The organism is Bowdeniella nasicola (assembly GCF_900107735.1).
GTDB lineage: Bacteria > Actinomycetota > Actinomycetes > Actinomycetales > Actinomycetaceae > Bowdeniella > Bowdeniella massiliensis.
In genome coordinates this window covers 112,589-133,129 of record NZ_FNQV01000005.1, presented here as the reverse complement: position 1 = coordinate 133,129, position 20,541 = coordinate 112,589, and the positions used below count along the sequence as shown (strand labels likewise).

The following is a 20,541-nucleotide window of genomic DNA, read 5'->3' as shown; positions in this document are numbered from 1 at the left end:
TGGCTCTGCCCCGAGCCTACGGTGTTTTTAGGCTCGGGGCATCGCGGGAATCGACGGAGCTGGCGGCTATCCCTTGACGGAACCCGACATGAGTCCGCCGACGAAATACTTGCCGAGCAGGATATAGACGATGAGCGTGGGCGCGGAGGCTAGCAGCGCGCCCGCCATCGATGCCCCGTAGTCCGCCATGATCGAGCCGTGGGCAAGGTTGTTCAGGGAGAGCGTGACCGGCCCGGTCTCCGTGTTCGTTAAGAACAGGGCGAACAGGAAGTCATTCCACGCGGAGGTGAACTGCCAGATCAACACGACGACGAAGCTCGGAATCGAGATCGGCAGCACGACCGAGAAATAGGTGCGCAGCATGCCGGCTCCATCGACGCGCGAGGCCTCGATGAGCTCTTGCGGTACCGATTCGTAGTAGTTGCGGAAAATGAGCGTCGTGATGGGGATGCCGTAGACGACGTGCGCGAGGATCAGCGTGGGAATACCGTTCGGCAGTCCCATCGTCAGCACCATCTTCATGAGCGGGATCATGACGGCCTGGTACGGAATGAACATGCCGAACAAGATGAGGGTGAAGATAATGTTCGCCCCGGGAAAGCGCCAGCGCGAAAGGACGAAGCCGTTCATCGAGCCGAGCATCGCCGAGATGATCGAGGACGGGATGACGAGCATAAACGTCCGCCCGATGGGCGCGGCCAACGCGTCCCAGGCCCGCTGCCAGTTGGCGGTCTGCCACACCTCGGGCAGGAACCATGTCCGGGAGGGATCTGCCTCGGCCGAGCCCTTAAACGAGGTGATGATGAGGACGTAGACGGGGATGAGGACGACGGCGAGCGAGAAGATCAGCAGCGCATAGCGGATGGCGGTTGCGGTGCCTTTCGTGCCGGATCGATCCAGAGACGGGGGCGGGCCGAGCTCTTCGCCCGGCAGGGCGGGAGCGGGCTGAGTCGAGGTGGTCGTCATGTCAGCGCCTCTGCTTCGCGTCGTGGATGAGATAGGGAACGACGAGGATCGCCACGATCACGAGGAGGATCGTGCCGACGGCCGCGGCGTTGGAGTAGTCGCCCGAGGTCATGAAGTTGTACATGTCGATCGCGGGAACCTTGGTCGAGTAGGTGCGCTGGTCGGTCACGGCCATGATGAGGTCGAAGGACTTCATCGCCATGTGCCCAATGATGATGACCGCGGACAACGCAACGGCCGAAAGCTGCGGGAAGATGATGTGCCGGTACAGCTGCCATTCGCTTGCACCATCGACGCGGCCGGCCTCCCGCAGGTCATCGCTGATCCCCCGAAAGCCCGCAAGGAATAGGGCCATGACATAGCCGGCGAGCTGCCAGATCGCGGGCAGCGCCACCGCGAGGACACCAAAAGTGAGATTCGCGGTCCAGGAGTTCTCTAAAAAGCTCAGCCCCAACATGTGGAACAGGCGGTTCAGACCCTTGGCCTGGTCGCCGGTGCCGGAGTTGAGCAGCCACTTCCACACCACACCCGAGGCGATGAAGGACACGGCCATCGGGAAGAGAAAGACGGAGCGGAAGAACCCCTCTCCCTTGATCGGGCGCTCTAACAGCCACGCCCACAAGAACCCGAGGACGAGGGTGCCAACGAGGAATGCGAGCGTGAAGAGCAGCAGGTTCGTCAGCGAATGCTGGAAGTCCGCATTACCGAAGAGGTTCGCGTAGTTCTCGAACCACACAAAGGAGGTCTCGCGTGCCCCGTTGTACTGGGCGACGGTGTGGGCATCGCGCATCGAGGTATAGGTGTTGGCGGCGATGAGGCCGTAGACGAATATCCCGACGAGGATGACAGAGGGAGAAATGAGAAGGAGCGGCGGACCGTAGGTGCGCCACCACTGCCGCGAGCTTCGCCGTTGTTTACTCGCCATTGTTGGTCCTTCCATAGCAGCGGGTGGCGGCGATGTCGCCGCCACCCGCGCTCATTGGTGATCTGGTGAGGCTAGCGCGAGGCTACTTGCTCATCGGTTCGGCAGCCTTGGCGAGCTCGGCCTGGAAGCCGGCCACGTCAGAGCCACCCTGAGCGAACTTGGCGCAGGCGTCGTTCATCGCGTTGGACACGGCGACCGGAGCAGCCGCCCCGTGCGCGATCGAGGACACGATGGTGTCTTCCGCGAAGGACTTCATCGCGTCCTGCTGGTATTCACCGAACTTGCCCAGTTCCTCTTCGCTCAGATCCGAGCGAGCAGGAATCGAACCCTTGACCGTGTTGAACGCGATCTGACCTTCCTTGCCGGAGATGGTCTGCAGCCAGGCCTTGGCGCCATCAACGTTCTTGGCGCCGACCGGCAGCGTGAAGGAGTCCGCCAGGAAGTCGAACATGCCGTCCGTGCCGGGCACGGGGAAGGCGACGTAGTCTTCCTTGTACTTCTTGCCAGCCGCGTCAAAGGCCGCCACGGCCCAATCGCCCATGACGTTGTATGCAGCGTTGCCGCTAATGACCGGGTTCATGGCCGGTTCCCAGTCCTCATTGAGGTAGGACTTGTCGGCCAGCTCCATGATCTTGGCGTAGTGCTCGATCGCCTTGGTGACCTCGGGGCCATCCCATGCGGTCTTGCCGTCGAACAGGCCGTTGTAGCCTTCGGCGCCGAGATCGGCCATGAGGACGACCTCCAGGAGCTGAAGCTGCGTCCAGGCCATGCCGACGGTGATCGGGGTCTTACCCGCGGCCTTGACCTTCTCCATGTCCGCGATCCACGCATCGAGGTCGGCCGGAGCCTTTTCCGGATCCAGGCCGGCTTCCTTCAACACCGCATTATTGGCCCACACGACGTTCGCGCGGTGCACGTTGGACGGGACCGAGTAGATCTTGCCGTCAACGGTCAGGCGATCGATCAGGGTCTGCGGGAAGGCATCCTTGAGCTTGAACTCGTCATACAGGTTGGAAACGTCTTCGATCTGCATCGCATCGATGTAGTCGGTCAGCTCCGCACCCGCGTGTGCCTGGAAGGTATCCGGCGGGTTCTTCGCTGCGAGGTCCGCGGCAAGCTTCTGCTTGGCCTGGGAACCGCCACCACCGGCGACCGCCGCATTCTTAAAGGTGAAGTTGGGGTGCTCCTTCTTAAACACTCCTTCGAGGGCCTCCAGGCCCTTCTTTTCCGAGCCGGCTTCCCACCAGCTGACGACTGAGACGTCTCCGCCACCTTCGCCTGAACCGCCACCGGAACCACCAGTGGTGGATCCATTGGATGATCCGCCGCCGCCACAGGCGGCAAGAACCAGGCTGAGTGCGGCGAGTCCCGCGACTGCTCCGATCCGCTTCATTGCTTCTCCTCACGAAACTGCGTCGTTGCTGGCCCGCCCACAGCGGGCCCCCACACGTGTGGGCGTGGTCTTAGTCTAGCGCTCCCAAAAAGGGAAAACACTAGGACCTACCAGAAACGATCAAAATCGTTACCGATGAGCAACAAACCGATCACGCCGGCGAGCAACCAACCATGCACCCATGCCGAGGGCCGCAAGTGCAAGCGCGGCAAGCACGCCCACCTGGCCACCGGTGATCGGGAGGCCCGGTTCGCCCGGCACGCTCGGGCTGGGTGCCGCCGTCGGCTGGCTCGTAGGCTCGCCCGTCGGCTCCCCGGTAGGATCGCCCGTCGGCTGACCGGTCGGCTCCCCTGTCGGCTCGCCGGTCGGCTGATCCGTCGGGCTCGTGCCGGGTTCCTGGGCGAGGTGCAACACCGCGCTCGTGCGGGCCGGGATCGTCAGGGTGCCGCTGGCGGCATCCCACGTCGTGCCCTTGACGACCTCGTCGGCGCCGTTTTGCTGGATGGCGCTTAGCGCGAAGTCCTTGCCGGCCAGGTCCGCCACCTTTTCGGTGATCGGCTTCGGGCTGGCGTTGATCGCGATGAGGACTCCATCGAGCTCACCGTCGATATCGGTGCCGCGCGTGTCGTCGATGTGCATGAGGATCAGGCCCGGGGTTTGGCCCGGTCCGGCGTTGGGGAAGCTGACCTTTTCGCCGATGAGCTCGGCGCTGCCCAGCCGCATGAGGGGGCTCGCGTAGCGCAGCTTGATGAGGTCCAGCGCCATCGCCTTGGACAGCGCGAGGTCCTCGGGGCTAGCCTTCTTGGCCGGGTCCTCAAGCAGCGGGCGCATGACGTCCCACTTCTCGCCGTTCTTGTCCTTTGGCGGCAGGCCGACACCGAAGTTGTGCTCGATTCCGCGCCAGTCGATCGCGTTGAAGTGATCGCCGGAGTTGTAGGAATCGCGGTCCAGCGACTTGGAGCGCATGAGGTCCGTTCCGGCGTGGAAGAACGCCGGCGTTTGCGCGAGCGCAACCGTCGAGAGCTGCACGGCGTTCATTCGCACGCGATCCGCCATCGTCGTGTCCTCGGGCAGCTTGATGACCGATAGGTCGAACAGCGTCTCGTTATCGTGCGCATCGACGTAGGTGATGACCTCATCGGGCTGCGCGGCATAACCTGCTGGATCGCCGCGGTAGTCAAAGTCCTTACCCGGTTTGACGCTGCCGTCGGAGGCCAGGAGCTGGTAGTCCGCGAGGTTACCGGCAAGCCCGAGGCGGACGAGGTCGCTTTGGTGCAGGAGATCGGCGCGGGCCTTGTCATCGCCTTGCAGGCGGCCGGCACCGTTCGGGTCGGTGTACAGCCCGGTGCCAAAGCCCTGATCGCGGTAGGAGTCCCCATCGACGGGGCTGCCACCGTGCACGGCGTCGCGCAGGCGATCGGAGAACGTCGCGATGCCGGTGTCCTTCAGCTGGCCTTGGATCGCCTGGGTGAAGCGCGCGTTGCCGCTGACTTCGCCGAAGTTCCAGCCCTCGCCGTACAGGTGGATGGTGCTGCCGTCGATCCCGTCCTTGTCCAGGGTGAGGGTGGCGAGTGCCTCCTTCACGGCGAGCATATTGGCCACCGAGTGGTGGCCCATGAGGTCGAAGCGGAAGCCGGAGACGTGGTAGTCGCGCGCCCACGTCATGACGGAGTCAACCATGAGTTGCTCGGCCATCTGGTGTTCGGTGGCGACGTTTTGGCAGCACGTGGAGGTCTCGACCTTGCCGGCTGCGTTCAGGCGGTGGTAGTAGCCCGGCACGACCTTATCGAGCACGGACTTCTCGGCCTGACCGGAGGCGGCGGTGTGGTTAAAGACCTCATCGGCGATGACACGCATCCCCAGGCCATTGATCGCGGCGACCATCTCGCGGTATTCCGCGACGCGGCCCGCGGCCGTCTCGTCGAGCGCGTAGGAGCCCTCGGGCGCGAAGAAGTGGAAGGGATCGTAACCCCAGTTAAAGCCGTCTTGATCGGCGACCGCGGCGATGGCGGCCTGCTGTTCCTCGCTTGCTGGTCCCGCATCGGGGATCTGCGGGGCGACCTGGGCGCTGCGCGGTTCCGGAATCGTCGCGATATCGAAAGTCGGCAGCAGGTGCAGCGAGTTCACGCCCGCAGCGGCGAGCTCCTTTAGGTGGGAGACGCCGTCGGATTCGGGCAGCGTGAAGGCCTTGTAGGTGCCGCGCATCTCGGCCGGGACGGATTCGTCGCCGATGGAGAAATCGCGCACGTGCAGTTCGTAGATCGCCTGGTCGACCGCACGGGCAACGACCGGGACCTCGGTGGTGCGCCAGGACTCCGGCGCGAGGGCTGGATCCGCGAGGTCGAGCAGCACGGAGTGCGTCGAGCCGGCAGTCAGGCCCACCGCGTAGGGGTCCGTCACGGAGTTAGTGACGACCGCGTCCTCGGACGGGACGTAGACGGTGACCTCGAAGCGGTAGGCGCGGTTCTTCCAGTCCGGCGATCCGACAACCTGCCACGTGCCGTCCGCGTTGCGCGTCATGGCGTGGCTCGTGGGATCGCCGCTGCCGCTCGCGTCATCCCACAGCTGCAGGGAGACCTTCGTTGCCGTTGGTGCCCACAGTTTCACACTCGGGGCGCCGTCATCAAAGGTGACGCCGATACCGGCGGCGCGAGCGTCGCTCGCATACAGATCATCGAGCACTCCCGGGATCTGCACGCCGGTGAAGGCGATCGGCGCCTCACCGGAGATGAGGACCTTGACCGCCCCGGTGAGGGCGTCCTCGATCTGGCTGCGGTCCATGCCGGTGACCGAGAAGGCGATGTAGTCCTTCAGGTGCGGGAAGCGCGCGAGCTGCTGCTCGCTCAGCGCACCGACGTAGGACAGCGGGGTCACCGTCACGTCGGTGCCAGCAACCTCGCCATCGGCAAGGCTCATGCCGCCGGTGGCGTTGTGCGCGAGGACCACTGTGGCGTCGGGTGCGGGCACGGATCCGAAGAGGTTCGTGGGCAGCACGATCGTCGTCGTATCAATCCACTGGGCACGCAGTTCACCGGCGCCGGCGGCGGGCGGATCAGTCACCTCGATGGTCAGCACGTGCGTGGCGACGTCATAGGTGAAGGTCACGTTCTTACCCTCCTGGGCACTAAAGGTGATGTTGTCTCCCCCGGGCTTGCCGTCGGCCCCGTAGTTCTCGGTCCAGCCGAGGCCGTGCGCGACCTTGACCTCGTGGCTGCCAGTGGGGATGGCGTTCGTGGTGAAGGTGTAGGTGCCGTTTTCGCCCGGCGTCATGAGGGTGGCAAGGCATGCCGGGTCCCAGTTGCCGCCGTCACCGCCGGTGCACCCGAGAGCCTTATTGAAGCTGCCGGGCAGGGTGACGAGGGGGCCGTCGAGGGAGGTGAAGGCGCGGTGGCTGACCGAGTCGTAGTAGAAGGTGACCTTCCCGCCCGGTGCGGTGTACGTGAGGTTCGCGCCATCGCGTTCGCCGCCAACACCGTAGTTTTCGTCCCAACTGCCGCCGATCGCGACCTTGTATTCGTAGCTGCCGGCCGGGATATCGAAGGTGGCGGTGTACCAGGACGAGTTCTCGTCCTTGGTGAGCTTGGCGGCTTCGCAGTCGGGCTGCCAGTCGCCGGGGCATCCCATGGCCGCGTTGTGGCTACCGGGGACGGTGACGAACAGGTCATCGCCGCCGGGTGCCTCGGGTGCGGAACCGGAGAGGTCCACGCCGACGACACCGTAGCCGGAGGCCGCTTCGCGGTTTCCGGCGGCATCAGTCGTGACGGCACGGTACTCGACGAGGGAGCCCTTCTTCAGCGCCGAGGTATCGGCAAAGAGACGGCCGTCGGGCCCGGTGGCGACGCCGAGCGGGGTGTAGTCATCCGAGCCGACGATGCGGTAGGCAAAGGACGTCTCGGCCCAGCGATTGTCCGCTGTATCGACGGCGATCGGAGCCATGGCGTCGAGCTTGTCGCCCGAAAGGTTGAGCACCGGCTTGAGGTCACCCGCGGCCACGGTCTTTTCGGCCTTGTAGACGACCGCACCGAGCGCCGGAACCGTGATGCTCGTCTTGCCTTCAGCGTTCGTTGTGAGGGAGCCCGATGCGCCGTAGACGGCGGCATAGGAAGCCCCCGGGGTGAGCGTCTCGATCTCCTGGGTGATCGGCGCGCTGGTGTTGTTCAGCGCTACGACGTATTCGTACTTCTCGTCGCGGTCGACGCGCGCAAATGCGTAGAGTCCGGGACCGTCGGAGGCGAAGAGCTCGATCTGAGCGCCAGTGTTGAGCGCGGGATGCTCTGCGCGCAGTTCACCGAGAGCGGCGATGTGGCCATAGAGGGCCGCGGAGGTATCGAAGTGATCGCCGGTGCCGTAGGGCGAGCCGTCGAGCTTGTTCTGGCTCGTGTATTCCTCCGCCTTGGAGGCAAACATCGACTGGCGGGCAGCCTTGTCGCCGCCATTGCCGACGAAGCCCTGCTCATCGCCGTAGTAGACGACGGGCTGGCCGCGCGTGAGGTACATCAGGGAGTGCGCGAGTTTGCTGCGCGCCTCGGCGTTATCGGTGCCGCTCAGGAAGTGGCCGACGCGCCCCATATCGTGATTGCCGAGGAAGGTCGGCAAGAAGGAGGCGTTAGACGTCGGGCTCGTGTAGCGGTCATCGTCGGCGAACAGGGCGGACAGACCCGCGCTCGTCAGGCCCTTAGCGTAGTTGACGGCACGTGATTGGAACGTGAAGTCGAGGACGGCCGACATGTCGGTCTTGCGCATATAGGGCGAAATCTTGGCGGCATCCGCGTCGTAGACCTCGCCGAAGGTGAAGAAGTCGGGGTTCATCGAATCCGCATGGCGTTGCAGCTGGGAGCTGAAGGAGGTCCAGAATTCGAAGTTGACGTGCTTGACGGTATCAATCCGGAAGCCGTCGATCCCGAGGTCCATCCACTGCCGATAAATATCGGCCATGCCATCAACGACCTTGGGGTTTTCGGTCATGAGGTCATCGAGGCCGACGAAATCACCGAAGGTGACGGATTCGCCCTCCCACGTCGAGTTTCCGCGGTTGTGGTAGAGGGTGACGTCGTTGAGCCATTCGGGCACCATCTGGGGTTGGTCTGCCGCGCGGATGGGGGTGTAGGGGAAGGAGGTCTTTGGATCGAAGGTCGGGAAACCGTCCTTGCCCGCAAGCTTGCTGACATCAACGACATTGCCGTCGGAGTCCTTATAGGGATGGCTCGCGATGTCTTTGTAGTCGTAGGTGCCTTCCTCGTAGTCGATGAGGTCGGCGGTGTGGTTCGTGATGATGTCGAAGTAGACCTTGATGCCGCGCGCGTGGGCCGCGTCAATGAAGGCCTTCATTTCCTCGTTCGTGCCCAGGTGCGGATCGATCTGGGTGAAGTCGGTGATCCAATAGCCGTGATAGCCGGCCGAGGCGTCATTGCCCTCACCTTGGACGGGATTGTTTTTCAGGGAGGGCGTCAGCCAAATAGCGGTGGTTCCGAGCCCCTCGATGTAGTCGAGTTTGTCCTTCAGGCCGGCGAGGTCGCCGCCATGGTAGAAGCCGACGTCGGTGGGATCGAAGCCGGAGGCGAGGCGATCATCGCCCAGGCCGGCGGTGTCGTTCGCGCTGGAGCCGTTAGCAAAGCGATCGGTGAGAACGAAGTAGAACTGTTGGCCCGCCCCGGCATGGGTGGCAGGTTGTGCCACGAGAGCTGCATCGGCCTCCGTGTAGGGGCCCGGAAGAGACGTCGGTTTTAGTCCGAGGGCGTGCGTCTCATCGTTGTAGGTGAACGTCAGTTCGGTGGCACCCGCGAGACTGAGCGGAACGTTATTTGCGCCATCGCCGTAGGACTCGTCCCAGGACTTGTTGAGCGCGACCTTGAACTCCCAATCCCCCGCTGGGACCGTCACGGTCAGCTCATAGATCCCATCGTCTGCGGCGATCATGGTGGTGGCATCGCAGGCGGGCATCCAGTCCTCGGCGCAGCCGAGTTCTGACTGCAGCGAACCGACGAGCGTGGCGCTCGTGGTCTCGGCAGCGGCAAACGGGATGGCCGCGAGTGAGGTCAGGGCTAAGAAACCAGTGGTGAGCGCAGCGGCAATGGGGCGCTTCCTGGGGATGGGAGACATGGAGTGCTCCAATCGTCGGTGAGGGGATCCAGGTAGAAGAAACAATACCTGTAAACGCTTACGGCGGGGAGTGTTCACCCGTGGTGACACCCCCCGCCGTATGAGCCGGCTGTGGGATTAGAGGATTCCCATTGCCTTAATCTCGTCGCGCTCTTCGACCAGTGCGTCGATATTGCGCTGAATTCCGGCCTTCGTCGTCTCCGAGAGATCGAGGCCCTGGACGATCTTCCACTCGCCGCCTTCGGCGGTGGCCGGGAAGCCGAAGACGAGGCCCTCGGGAACTCCGTAGGAGCCGTCAGAGGCGATGCCCGGAGTAACCCAGTCGCCCTCGGGAGTCCCGTTGACCCAGTCGTAGATGTGGTCGATCGCGGCGTTCGCGGCCGATGCGGCCGAGGATGCGCCGCGCGCCTCGATGATGGCGGCGCCGCGCTTGGCGACGGTCGGCACGAAGTAGTCGGCGAGCCATGCTTCGTCGACGAGGTCGAGTGCAGGCTTGCCGGCCACAGTGGTGTAGGAGACGTCCGGGTGCTGATCGGCGGAGTGGTTACCCCACACGGTCATCTTCTTGATGTCGGTGACATCGGCGTCGAGCTTGGTCGCAAGCTGGGAGATCGCGCGGTTGTGGTCCAGGCGCATCATCGCGGTGAAACGATCGGCCGGAACATCGGGCGCGGAGGCCGCTGCGATGTAGGCGTTGGTGTTGGCCGGGTTGCCCACGACGAGCACGCGGATATCGTCCGCGGCCTTGTCGTTGATGGCGCGGCCCTGGGGACCAAAGATCCCACCGTTGGCGGCCAGCAGATCCGAGCGCTCCATCCCCTTGGTGCGGGGGCGGGCACCGACAAGCAGGCCGATATTGGCGCCATCGAAGCCGGCCTCGGGGTTATCGAAGATATCGATGCCCTTCAGCAGCGGGAAGGCGCAGTCGTCCAGTTCCATCGCGGTGCCTTCGGCGGCCTTGACAGCCTGCGGGATCTCCAGGAGACGCAGCTTGACGGGGACATCTTCGCCCAGCAGCTGGCCAGAGGCGATCCGGAAGAGAAGGGCGTAGCCGATTTGGCCGGCAGCGCCGGTAACGGTGACATTGACCGGAGTGGTCATGGCGATGAGCTCCTTTGCCATGGGGTGGTACTCGGTTGTTCGTACGAACCAAAGTTTACGCGGTTACCCGGCCCTCGCCACGGCTTCGGTCCGTGATGGTCGGCGAAAGCGTGTGGTAGGGCCACCCTAGGTATGGTCGATACCGGCCGCGGATGCGACGCCGATCGCTACTGCAAGGTCTTGCCAGCTCATCCCGACTCCCTTGAAGACGTTTGGAGCATTGGTTCGCCGCGAGACCTGACCGGTCGCAAGGTCTCGCAGTGGTACGAGATCTGCTTGCTTGAGATGACCTTCGGCGATCGCCTGAATGACATCCCCTGCCTCCCGCAGCGCTGTCGCAACATCCTCCACGATGACGAGCGAACGACCCATCAGCTCGCCAGGAAGTTCGCGATAGTGCGGCTCGTGGCTGCCCATCGCGATGACGCATGCCCCATCTTTGACGTCCGAATCGGCGATGACGGGCTCTGCCGCGGACGTTGCGCACACGATGATGTCGCAATCGGCGGCTTCGGCGGCGGAGTCCGCAACCCGCGCCGGGTAGCCTTCCGCACGCAATTGCGCGACAACCTCGGCAACCTTGTCCCGGTTTCGGGCGGTGAGCGCGATATCTGTCAACTGCCGAATCTCGGCCATCGCCCTCACGTGGCCGATGGCCTGTCCCCCACTTCCCACAATGAGGAGCCTGCTCGCATCCGGAGCCGCGAGGACATCGGCCGCAACAGCCGATGTGGCAGGGGTTCGCAGCGAGGTGAGCGCATTAGCTTCGATGATCGCGCGGCACGTGAGGGTAGCGGAGTCGAAGAGTTGATAAAACGCCTGAATCCGTTCGAGTCCCAGGCTCGGGTTATCGGGTGCCACGGTCAGCACTTTAATTCCGGTCCACGGCCCGATCGTCGAGGGCATGAGGAGGAAATGTCCTGCACCGGCAGCGACGTTACCGCGCACTGGATCCATTGCCGGGTCGAAGTCGCCGCGCAGGGCATCACGGATGAGTTCTCGTGCCTTCGTCGGAGTGATGCTGTCTCGCACGACCTGATCCGAGAGATAGCTGGGCTTGCCCATTTAGGCGTCCGCCTCCTCTACCCACCTGCCGGAGGCCTTGAGGTCCGCGGTCTCCTTACGCACGACGGGTCCTGAGGCAATCGCTGAGCCGAGGCCGATGACGGACAGGAAGAGCATGTAGATCGCGATCGGAGTCCAACTCCCATCGAACTCTCGCAGCAACCACGTCGCAATGAGCGGCGCGCTTCCGCCCGCGAGCGCCGCGCCAATTTGGTAGCCGAGCGTGACCCCGGTGTAGCGCACACGAGTGGAGAAGGTCTCCGACATGAGGGTGCCAAGGGTCGCCGTCACTGGCGGCCAAACGATAGCAAGCCCAATGATCACCGCGGCGTACACGGCCCAGGTTGCGTGCAGGTCGAGCAGGAGGAAGAAGGGGAAGGCGAACGCCATCGTCATGAAGACACCGGCAGTAAAGACGGGCTTGCGTCCGACCCGATCCGACAGCGCTCCCATCGTGAAGATCATGACCGTGGAAATCAGGGCGCCCACGCTTACCGCATTAAGGACGGTCGGTCGCTCATAGTTCAGGTTCGTCGTCGTGTAGGAGACCACGAAGGTGACGAAGATATAGAACGGACCTGTTTCCACGAACTTAATTCCCACCGCGATGAGAACAGAACGCCAATGGTCCTTGAAAGTGTCCAGCAGGGGCATTTTGGCCACGGCACCGGAGTCTTTGGCGGCTTGGAATGCGGGGGTCTCGTTTAGTCCTTTTCGGATCCACAGGCCCAAGAAGACGAGAACGATGGAAGCGATGAAAGGAACCCTCCAGCCCCACGATTGGAACTGCGCATCGGGCAGCGCCGAGACGATGGCGAAAGATAGGGAGGCCATGAGCATGCCGATCGTGACGCCCGTTTGAGGTACGGAACCGAAGAAGCCGCGCCGATTCTTCGGGGCATATTCATACGCCAGGAGCAGCGCCCCACCCCACTCGCCTCCGATGGCAAGCCCCTGCACGATTCGGCAGATGATGAGCAGAATCGGTGCCAGGACACCGATCTGGTCATAGTTGGGCAGTAACCCAATGGCGACGGTGGCTCCGCCCATGAGCGACAGGGTGATGACCAGGGTCTTTTTTCTGCCCACCCGGTCACCGATGTGGGAGAAGACGATGCCGCCGAAGGGGCGGACGAAGAACGTCAGGGCAAGCGTCAGGTAGGACAGGATGAGAGAGATATTCGGGTCATCGGTCGGGAAGAACTGCTTGTCGAAAATGATCGCTGCGGCCGTGGCGTAGAGAAAAAAGTCAAACCACTCGATTGCGCTGCCCGCTAGCGAACCGGTGAGCACTCGGCGATTTGTCACCGCCTTGAAGGTCGCGTTTTCGCTGGTAGACATGGTACTCCTTTGGTGGCCCGGCACACCCCGGGTGGTATGGGTAACTCGGGACTATAGCAATAAAAATGCATGCTGCGGCAGCGCCATTCACGGTATGTGAGACGGCTCTTTACGTAGACTGAGGTACAAGCCGTCAGCCGCTCGAAGGAGTTCACGTGAGCGATCTTTTCAACGTTCGTGACAAGTTGGCATTGGTTACCGGATCCTCGCGTGGGCTCGGGAGAGCCCTTGCGCTCGGATTGGCCAGCCACGGTGCGCGGGTCATCGTGCACGGGCGCAATGCCGAAGCGCTAGCCGAAACACAAGAACTTATCCGAGAAGCGGGAGCGGAATGTGCCGCCGTCAGCTTCGATGTCACGGACAAGTCCGCCGTGGTTGATGGAGCAGCTCGTCTAATAGATGAGCACGGGGTGCCCGACATCCTGGTGAATAACGCGGGCGTGCAGCGCCGCGCACCCTTTACCGAATTCGATGCCGATGATTGGGATCTGGTCATTGCCTCGAATTTGTCCAGCGCGTTCTATGTTTCGCGAGCAATCAGCCCGGCGATGGCCGAGCGAGGTTCGGGAAAAATTGTCAATATTGGCTCGGTCCAATCGATGCTTGCTCGGCAGACAATCGCCCCGTATTCCGCTTCTAAAGGGGGCGTCGCGATGCTCACTCGTGGAATGGCTGCGGATCTTGCCCGGTTCAACATCCAGGTCAATTGCATCTCCCCCGGCTACTTTGCCACCGAGATGAACCGCAATCTTTGGGAAGATCCCGAATTCAATGCATGGTGCATTGCCCGCACTCCTGCCCAGCGATGGGGGAAGTTTGACGAGCTCATCGGGACTCTGATTTACCTCGCTTCTGATGCCTCGAGCTTCGTCTCAGGGCAGAATATTTTCGTCGACGGCGGCATGACGTCTGTCGTGTAGCAAAGGAGAAGTTATGCGCGCTTTTGTGATCGAAGGAGCCCGCGACGCCGAAGTTCGCGAGGTTAAGACTCCTCAAGCACACGCCGGCCAAGTCCTCGTTCGCGTTGCCTACGTGGGGATCTGTGGCTCCGATCTGCACTACTACTTCAATGGGGCCAACGGCGACTTCGTCGTCAAGGAGCCATTGATTCCCGGCCATGAGGTTTCGGGTACGGTCGCTCATGATCCGTCAGGAAAACTCGCTGAGGGCACCCCTGTAACCATCCACCCGGCGCGGTTTGGCACCGAGGATCTGCGCTACGGGCGTCATCTGTGGAACGGCGGGTCCTACTTGGGTTCGGCAGCAACCTGGCCGCACACGCAAGGCGCCATGAGTGACTACCTCCTCGTCGAGGATTACATGGTGCGGGAGTTGCCCGCGAATATGGATCTGAAGGCAGCGGCCCTCGCCGAACCACTAGCGGTGGGCCTGCACGGCGTTGCGATCGGAGGGTGGGCGACAGGCAAGGCCATCCTCGTGTCAGGTTCGGGACCCATCGGATTGCTGGCGGCAGCGGGAGCCAAAGCTGGCAAGGCAGCCGAGATCTGGGCGACCGATATTCTCGACGGTCCGCTCGAGCGCGCCCGCGCGCTCGGTGTCGACAAGGTTGTCAGGGTCGGCCACGATGAACTACCTGCCGACCATTTTGACGTGGTCTTGGAGTGCACGGGAGTCGCAGCTGCCTTCAATGGCTGCATCCCGGCGGTCCGCAAAGCGGGTGTGATCTCTCAAATCGGAATGTTTCCCGGCGGACCCCAACCCATCAACATGGCCGGACTGTTGTCGAAGGAAGTCGAGATTCGCGGTGCCTTCCGCTTCGACAATGAGATTGACTTCGCGATTCAGATCCTTGCCTCCGATGAAGGATCCTCCATCGCTGATGTCGTCATCACCCATGTCTATCCGCTCACCGATGCGGTGGAAGCCTTTGAAATGGCAAAGAACTCTCAGGAGTCCGGCAAGGTCCTCATCGATCTGACCTAGTCCATCACAGCGCTGTGGGCCTCGAATTATCGAGGCCCACAGTCATGTGTGGCCGTGGTTTTCTCAGTCCTGCTAAGGGACCAGGATCGGTCGCTCCATGCCAGGGCCGGCCACAGGCAGGAAGGCAAAGAGGATCACTGCTGCTGCGAGCAGGACAGCGATATCGAACCAGCGTGAACGAGCCGCCGGCATGACGGACTCCGGCAATACCGCACGAGCGCCGGCAGCTGCAATGCAGCCGAGAGCGACCGTCACAATCCCTGCTTGCGCACCGATCCCATATGACAGGGCGAGCGCCAGAAGAATCAGGGCAGCGGTGAGCACCAACACCACACGATTGGCGCTCTTAGCCGACTTCGAGCTCGTGCGAGAGTCAACCGGCTGTGACCCCGGAATCACAGCGGTCATTCGCGCTCGTTGCGGTAGTAGTCGATCAGCGCCCGGGTAGAGGCATCCGTCTCACGCAGGGCTTTCTCGTCGCCAGCGACCGCGGGCGTGAGGTCCTTCGCCAATTGCTTGCCAAGTTCGACGCCCCACTGATCGAAGGAGTCGATTCCCCAGACAGCTCCTTCAACGAAGGTGATGTGCTCGTAGAGCGCAATGAGCTCGCCCAAAACCTTGGGTGACAGCTCGGGTGCCATGATCGAGGTAGAAGGCTTATTGCCCTCAAAGATTCGGGCGGGAACGATCTTCTCCTCGGTTCCTTCGGCCCGAACCTCTTCCTCAGTCTTGCCAAATGCGAGCGCCTTGGTCTGGGCAAAGAAGTTGGCAAGCAGCAGCTCGTGGACGTCCGTCTCACCATCCTTGAGACCGTGAGCGGGGTTCGCCACCGCGATGAAATCGCACGGGATTAGCCGTGTCCCCTGGTGGATCAGCTGATAGAAGGCGTGCTGACCGTTGGTTCCCGGCTCACCCCAGAAGATCTCTCCCGTGTCGTATTCGGTGTAGGAACCATCCGATCGCACCGACTTGCCATTGGACTCCATGGTCAGCTGCTGCATGTAGGCCGGGAAGCGGTGCAGGTACTGCACGTAGGGCAAGACCGCGTGGGACTCGGCGCCGAGGAAGTTGACGTACCACACGTTGAGCAGACCGAGCAGCAGCGGGACGTTGCCCTCTGCGGGTTCGTTGGCGAAGTGCTCGTCAATGGCGCGGAAGCCAGCGAGGAACTCGGCGAAGTTCTCCGGGCCAATGGCGACGACGAGGGAGGTTCCGATCGCGGAATCGACGGAGTAACGACCACCGACCCAATCCCAAAAACCGAAGGCATTGTCGGGATCGATGCCAAACTCGGCGACCTTATCGAGCGCGGTTGATACCGCGACGAAGTGCTTGGCGATGGCCTCGGACTCACTGTCCTCCGTCACGATGCCCTGATCGCGTAGCTGGTCAAGCAGCCATGTCCGCGCGAGTCGGGCGTTGGTCAGCGTCTCCAGGGTCGTAAACGTCTTGGAGGCGATGATGAACAGTGTGGTCTCGGCGTCGAGGTCGACCGTGTTTTCGTAGATGTCGCTCGGATCGATGTTGGACACGAAGCGGCATTCCAGGCCGTCTTGAACGTAGGGCTTCAGCGCCTCGTAGGCCATCTTTGGCCCGAGGTCGGAGCCACCGATTCCGATATTGACGACATGCGTGATGGGCTTTCCCGTAATGCCGCGCCACTGCCCGGAGCGCACGCGGTTGGCAAAGTCGTAGACCTTGTCGAGTTCGGCGTGCACGTCGCCGATGACGTCTTGGCCATCGACGGTGAGGGTATCTCCTTGCTTCCTTCGCAGCGCCGTGTGGAGCACCGATCGTCCCTCGGTGACGTTGATCTTGTCTCCGGCGAACATCGCGTCGCGGTATTCCTCGACTTTGCACTCGGCAGCGAGGGAAAGGAGCGCGTCGCGTACTTCCCGGGTGAGGAGGCTCTTCGACATGTCGACATACAGATCGCTCGCTCGAGCGGTGAAATCGGCAACGCGGTTATCGTCGTTGTCGAACTCTTCTCGCAGGTCGATCGTGAAGACGTCGGCGAGGTCTTGCAGTGCCTGCCACGCGGTCGTGGTTGTCGGATCGATACTCATCTGTTCTCCTTGGAAGTCGAGCTAATGACAGCCTAGGTGCTATGCATCCATGATCGGAATCGGGCCGAGTAGCCCCGCACCGGGCAAGCTCACGACTTGCGCCGCGGGTTTCAGTCCCAGCCACCACTGGTACTTCGGACGACGGTCGGCGACATCGAAATCATCGAGCATCCGTTCGATGGGGCGCGATGACAGCGAATTGGCCGCCATCCCGACATATAGCGCCGCCGAGGTTTCGTCCCCAATCTCGCGGCAGATCTCATCGAGGGCATGGGAGACCAGGCGGGTGGCAAGCAGGCGGTCGAACGGGGTGGGACTGCCACCTTGCTGGAGGTGACCGATCGCGCTTTGTCGGACATCGAAAAGTCCGCCGCCTTCTTCCTCAAAGGCTCGCGCCATGAAGTCCATGGTCAAAAGCTCGGAGACCTCTTCGTTTCGTACGACCAGGAAAAGCCTTCGACCGGCCTCAAACGAGGCCCGCATAATGGCCGCATCGGAGGCAATCGTGTCAAGGTCGACGCCATCTTCGTTGAGGTAGACGAGTTCAGCCCCGGCGGCCAGGCCCGACATGAAGGCGAGATAGCCGCACTTTCGTCCCATCGCCTCGGCGACGAAACAACGGCGGGAAGCGGCCGCCGACTCCTTAATTCGATCGAGTGCCCACACCGCGTTGTTCACGGCGGTATCGGCTCCGATCGAGAGTTCGGAGCCGGGAAGGTTGTTATCGATCGATGCTGGCACGAGGACGATCGGGATTCGGAAGGCCGGATACCGGTCGCGCTGGCTGACAAGCTCGTAGCCGGACATGTAGGCGTCAACCCCGCCAATGATCATGAGCCCATCGATCTGTTGGGTTTCGATCGAGCGTCCGATGGCGTAGAACTGCTCCAGGCTTGGTTCAGTCCGCCGCGTGCCGAGTTCCGCACCACCTGCAAACGCCCAGCCTTCGACATCGTCCCAGCTGAGTTCGTCGACGGCGCCGTCGATAAGGCCCGGGAAGCCGCCTCGTACTCCCAGCATCGTGTAGCCGCGTGCGAGCCCCAACCGCACTGCCGCGCGGGCGGCCGTGTTCATTCCCGGAGCTAGTCCCCCGGCGTGCAGGATCGCGATCCGCTTTCCGGTAGCGCGCGGGGCCTGTGACGGTGGCGCCGAAAGTAGGGAGTTGATCTTCAACATCTCGGTAAATGACCGGCCTCGCGCGGCGACAGCCTCGTCGTAGCTTCCCTGCTCGATCAGGGTCGCGACGTTTCGGGTGTCGCTGACCGCCGTCACAAGATCGAGGCGGGCGATCCGGTTGTGCCGCACACCGAGGATGACAGCGCCATCATCACTGCCCTGCTCGAGCACGGTCTGCACCGCCGCATACCCGAGCAGTGTCGGCATCCACCGGTCATAGGCCGAGGGAGTGCCACCGCGTTGGACATGGCCGAGGATCGTCACGCGAGCGTCTACGTCCATCCGGTCTTTCAGGATGCCTGCGACATCCGCTGCGGTGATCCGGTCCCCGCTTCGGGTCTGCGCGCCCTCCGCAACAAGGACGATGGATTCGCGACGTCCTGCCTCACGCCCCTGCGTCAGGACGTTGCACATCTCCTCTTCCCAGCCTTCGCCCGGAGGCCGTTCGGGAATCAGGACATAGTCACAGCCACCCGCTACCGCGCTCATGAGCGCAAGGTAGCCGCAGTGTCTGCCCATAACCTCGACGACGAAGGTGCGCTGATGGGACGCTGCCGTCGACGTCAACGCGTCGATGGCTTCCACAATGCGGTGTAGGGCCGAGTCGGCGCCGATCGTCATATCCGAGCCGACGAGGTCGTTATCGATCGACCCCACGAGTCCCACGACCGCGAGATATGGATGGGCGGCTGCTTCCTCATGACTGATCCGCCCCGCCTCAACGAGATCGGTTAAGAGCTGCGACCATTCGTTGCGGAATTGGTTGGTACCGGTCAGGGAACCATCGCCGCCGATCACCACGAGCTTGTCGATGCCGTGGCGGATAAGGTTTTCGGCGGCGACCAGCCGGCCCTCATACTCCCGAAAATCCGCGGACCGCGCGGTCCCGATCACGGTGCCGCCCTGGTTGAGGATCGAGGAGACATCCGACCACCCCATCTCGTGGATGGAGTTATCGACCGCTCCCTGCCAACCCTCGAGGATGGAGAGTGGGGTTGCTCCCATGACAAGTGCGGTGCGAACTACCGCGCGCACCGCCGCATTCATCCCCTGCGCGTCGCCACCGGAGGTGAGAACTCCGACCCGCACTCCCTGCCCACGCGCAAAGTCTTCGGCTGACGGGTTATCGTGTCCGGTCTCGGACTCACTCATCTTGGGTGTCCTTTCCTGGCTCCAGTTCCATTGTCTCAACCCGGGGTGGTTTTCGGTGAGTCATAAGCCCTAGCCACACGAGACGGTAGATCGACCCAACCACGACAACGCCTGCACCGATCACAATCGAGGTGACCGGAAGTGATGCGACGAGTCCAAGGCACGCGAGGAGCCCAAAGATGTGAAGGACCCGGGGGTAACGCCGCTCAGCTGCGGGCTGACGCAATGCAGATGCGTTGGCGATCGCGTAGTACAGCAGGACACCAAACGAGGAAAAGCCGATCGCCGTGGTGATCGAGGGGAGAAAGACCATGAGTGCCGCGACGACTCCGGCGACGACGATGGTGGCGAGCGCCGGGACCTGTCGACGGTTGGTGCGGGCGAAAAACGCCGGCAAGTCGCCGTGGCAAGACATCGCCAGCAGGGTGCGGGAAATCCCGACAATGAGGGCAAGCAGGGCTCCCGTGGCAGCCAGTGCAGCCGTCGCACTCAACACGATCCCGATGCGGTCAAAACGGGTGAGGTCAACGAGGCTTGCGATGGGCATATCGGTAGCAGCTGTCGCTTCGGGCCCGAGCCGAGTAAGGAGCAGATACGTGATCACCGCGTAGATGACCGCTGCCAGCCCGATCGACTGGTGGGTCGCTGCCGGGATCGAGGAGGCCGGGTCCCGGATCTCTTCACCCATCGTCGCGATGCGGGCGTAGCCGGCGAAGGCAAAGAACAGCAGGGCTGCGCCTTGGGCCATTCCCCTGACGGTGGTTCCATCGGCCGTGGCCGCCAGCTCCGTGACGTGCGACCAGAACGGATAGGCGGCAGGTAATTCAAAGGCGGTGAGGAAGACGCACCCCAAAACGAGCAGGACGATCGCGACGATCACGGCAGTCGCGCGTGCTGTTCGGGTAACGCCGAGACACGCGATGATCGTGACGAAAGCCAAGATGCCGGGCGCAACGGGTCGGGGATTGCTCGGGTGTAGATAGGTTGCCGCGACGAGTCCCATCGCAGCAAGCGAGGCAGTCTTGCCAATGGTGAAAGCCCAGCCAGCAAAGAAGCCTGGCCATGCGCCGAGCTTTTCTCGCCCGTAGATATAACTGCCGCCCGCTTTGGGATAGCGGGCGGCAAGTTGGGCTGAGGCGGTGCCGTTTGCGAAGGCGACGGCGGCTGCCAGGACAAGACTCAACGGGAGCGCCCAGCCAGCCACGGCGGCCGCGGGGGCGAAGGCGGCAAAGACGCCGGCGCCGAGCATCGATCCCAGGCCGATCACTACAGCCTGTTTCGCGGTCAGCACCCTGGCTAGCTCAGAGGCCATG

The 20,541-nt window shown here is 62.8% G+C and carries 13 protein-coding genes; 2 read left to right on the top strand and 11 right to left on the bottom strand.

Annotated elements, in window-relative coordinates:
• Positions 1-66 precede the first annotated feature (66 nt).
• From BLU67_RS05095 to BLU67_RS05065, 7 genes are all read right to left on the bottom strand, one after another.
• A complete protein-coding gene (locus tag BLU67_RS05095; RefSeq protein ID WP_261977036.1) occupies positions 67-966 on the bottom strand; it encodes a carbohydrate ABC transporter permease in 900 nt (299 codons plus the stop codon).
• 1 nt (position 967) lies between these two features.
• Positions 968-1,891, bottom strand: a complete 924-nt coding sequence (locus tag BLU67_RS05090; protein WP_410002418.1) for a carbohydrate ABC transporter permease — start codon at positions 1,889-1,891, stop codon at positions 968-970.
• Between the two features lie 82 nt (positions 1,892-1,973).
• On the bottom strand, positions 1,974-3,284 hold the full coding sequence (locus BLU67_RS05085) for an ABC transporter substrate-binding protein (protein ID WP_092563109.1): 1,311 nt from the start codon (positions 3,282-3,284) through the stop codon (positions 1,974-1,976).
• 129 nt (positions 3,285-3,413) lie between these two features.
• A complete protein-coding gene (gene pulA, locus BLU67_RS05080) occupies positions 3,414-9,383 on the bottom strand; it encodes a pullulanase-type alpha-1,6-glucosidase (protein WP_092563106.1) in 5,970 nt (1,989 codons plus the stop codon).
• A gap of 117 nt (positions 9,384-9,500) precedes the next feature.
• Positions 9,501-10,484 (bottom strand): malate dehydrogenase, encoded by a 984-nt coding sequence (locus tag BLU67_RS05075; protein ID WP_092563312.1) that lies wholly within the window; start codon positions 10,482-10,484, stop codon positions 9,501-9,503.
• Between the two features lie 126 nt (positions 10,485-10,610).
• Entirely contained in the window at positions 10,611-11,549 is a 939-nt protein-coding gene (locus tag BLU67_RS05070) for an ornithine cyclodeaminase family protein (RefSeq protein ID WP_092563103.1), read from the bottom strand.
• Entirely contained in the window at positions 11,550-12,890 is a 1,341-nt protein-coding gene (locus tag BLU67_RS05065; RefSeq protein WP_092563100.1) for an MFS transporter, read from the bottom strand.
• 155 nt (positions 12,891-13,045) lie between these two features.
• Here BLU67_RS05065 and BLU67_RS05060 point away from each other — a divergent pair, with 155 nt between their 5' ends.
• Positions 13,046-13,810 (top strand): glucose 1-dehydrogenase, encoded by a 765-nt coding sequence (locus BLU67_RS05060; RefSeq protein WP_092563097.1) that lies wholly within the window; start codon positions 13,046-13,048, stop codon positions 13,808-13,810.
• A 13-nt stretch (positions 13,811-13,823) separates the two neighbouring features.
• Positions 13,824-14,834 (top strand): zinc-binding dehydrogenase, encoded by a 1,011-nt coding sequence (locus BLU67_RS05055; protein WP_092563094.1) that lies wholly within the window; start codon positions 13,824-13,826, stop codon positions 14,832-14,834.
• A gap of 72 nt (positions 14,835-14,906) precedes the next feature.
• Here BLU67_RS05055 and BLU67_RS05050 read toward each other — a convergent pair whose 3' ends face one another.
• The 4 genes from BLU67_RS05050 to BLU67_RS05035 are packed head-to-tail and all read right to left on the bottom strand — an operon-like array spanning position 14,907 to position 20,540.
• Positions 14,907-15,242 (bottom strand): DUF3017 domain-containing protein, encoded by a 336-nt coding sequence (locus BLU67_RS05050; protein ID WP_092563091.1) that lies wholly within the window; start codon positions 15,240-15,242, stop codon positions 14,907-14,909.
• Positions 15,239-16,900, bottom strand: a complete 1,662-nt coding sequence (gene pgi, locus BLU67_RS05045; protein WP_092563088.1) for a glucose-6-phosphate isomerase — start codon at positions 16,898-16,900, stop codon at positions 15,239-15,241. Before pgi ends, BLU67_RS05050 begins: the two co-directional genes overlap by 4 nt.
• Before the next feature lie 39 nt (positions 16,901-16,939).
• On the bottom strand, positions 16,940-19,228 hold the full coding sequence (locus BLU67_RS05040) for a 6-phosphofructokinase (protein ID WP_092563085.1): 2,289 nt from the start codon (positions 19,226-19,228) through the stop codon (positions 16,940-16,942).
• Positions 19,221-20,540, bottom strand: a complete 1,320-nt coding sequence (locus BLU67_RS05035) for an APC family permease (RefSeq protein ID WP_092563082.1) — start codon at positions 20,538-20,540, stop codon at positions 19,221-19,223. The genes BLU67_RS05040 and BLU67_RS05035 overlap by 8 nt, the downstream gene beginning before the upstream one ends.
• Between the last annotated feature and the right edge of the window lies 1 nt (position 20,541).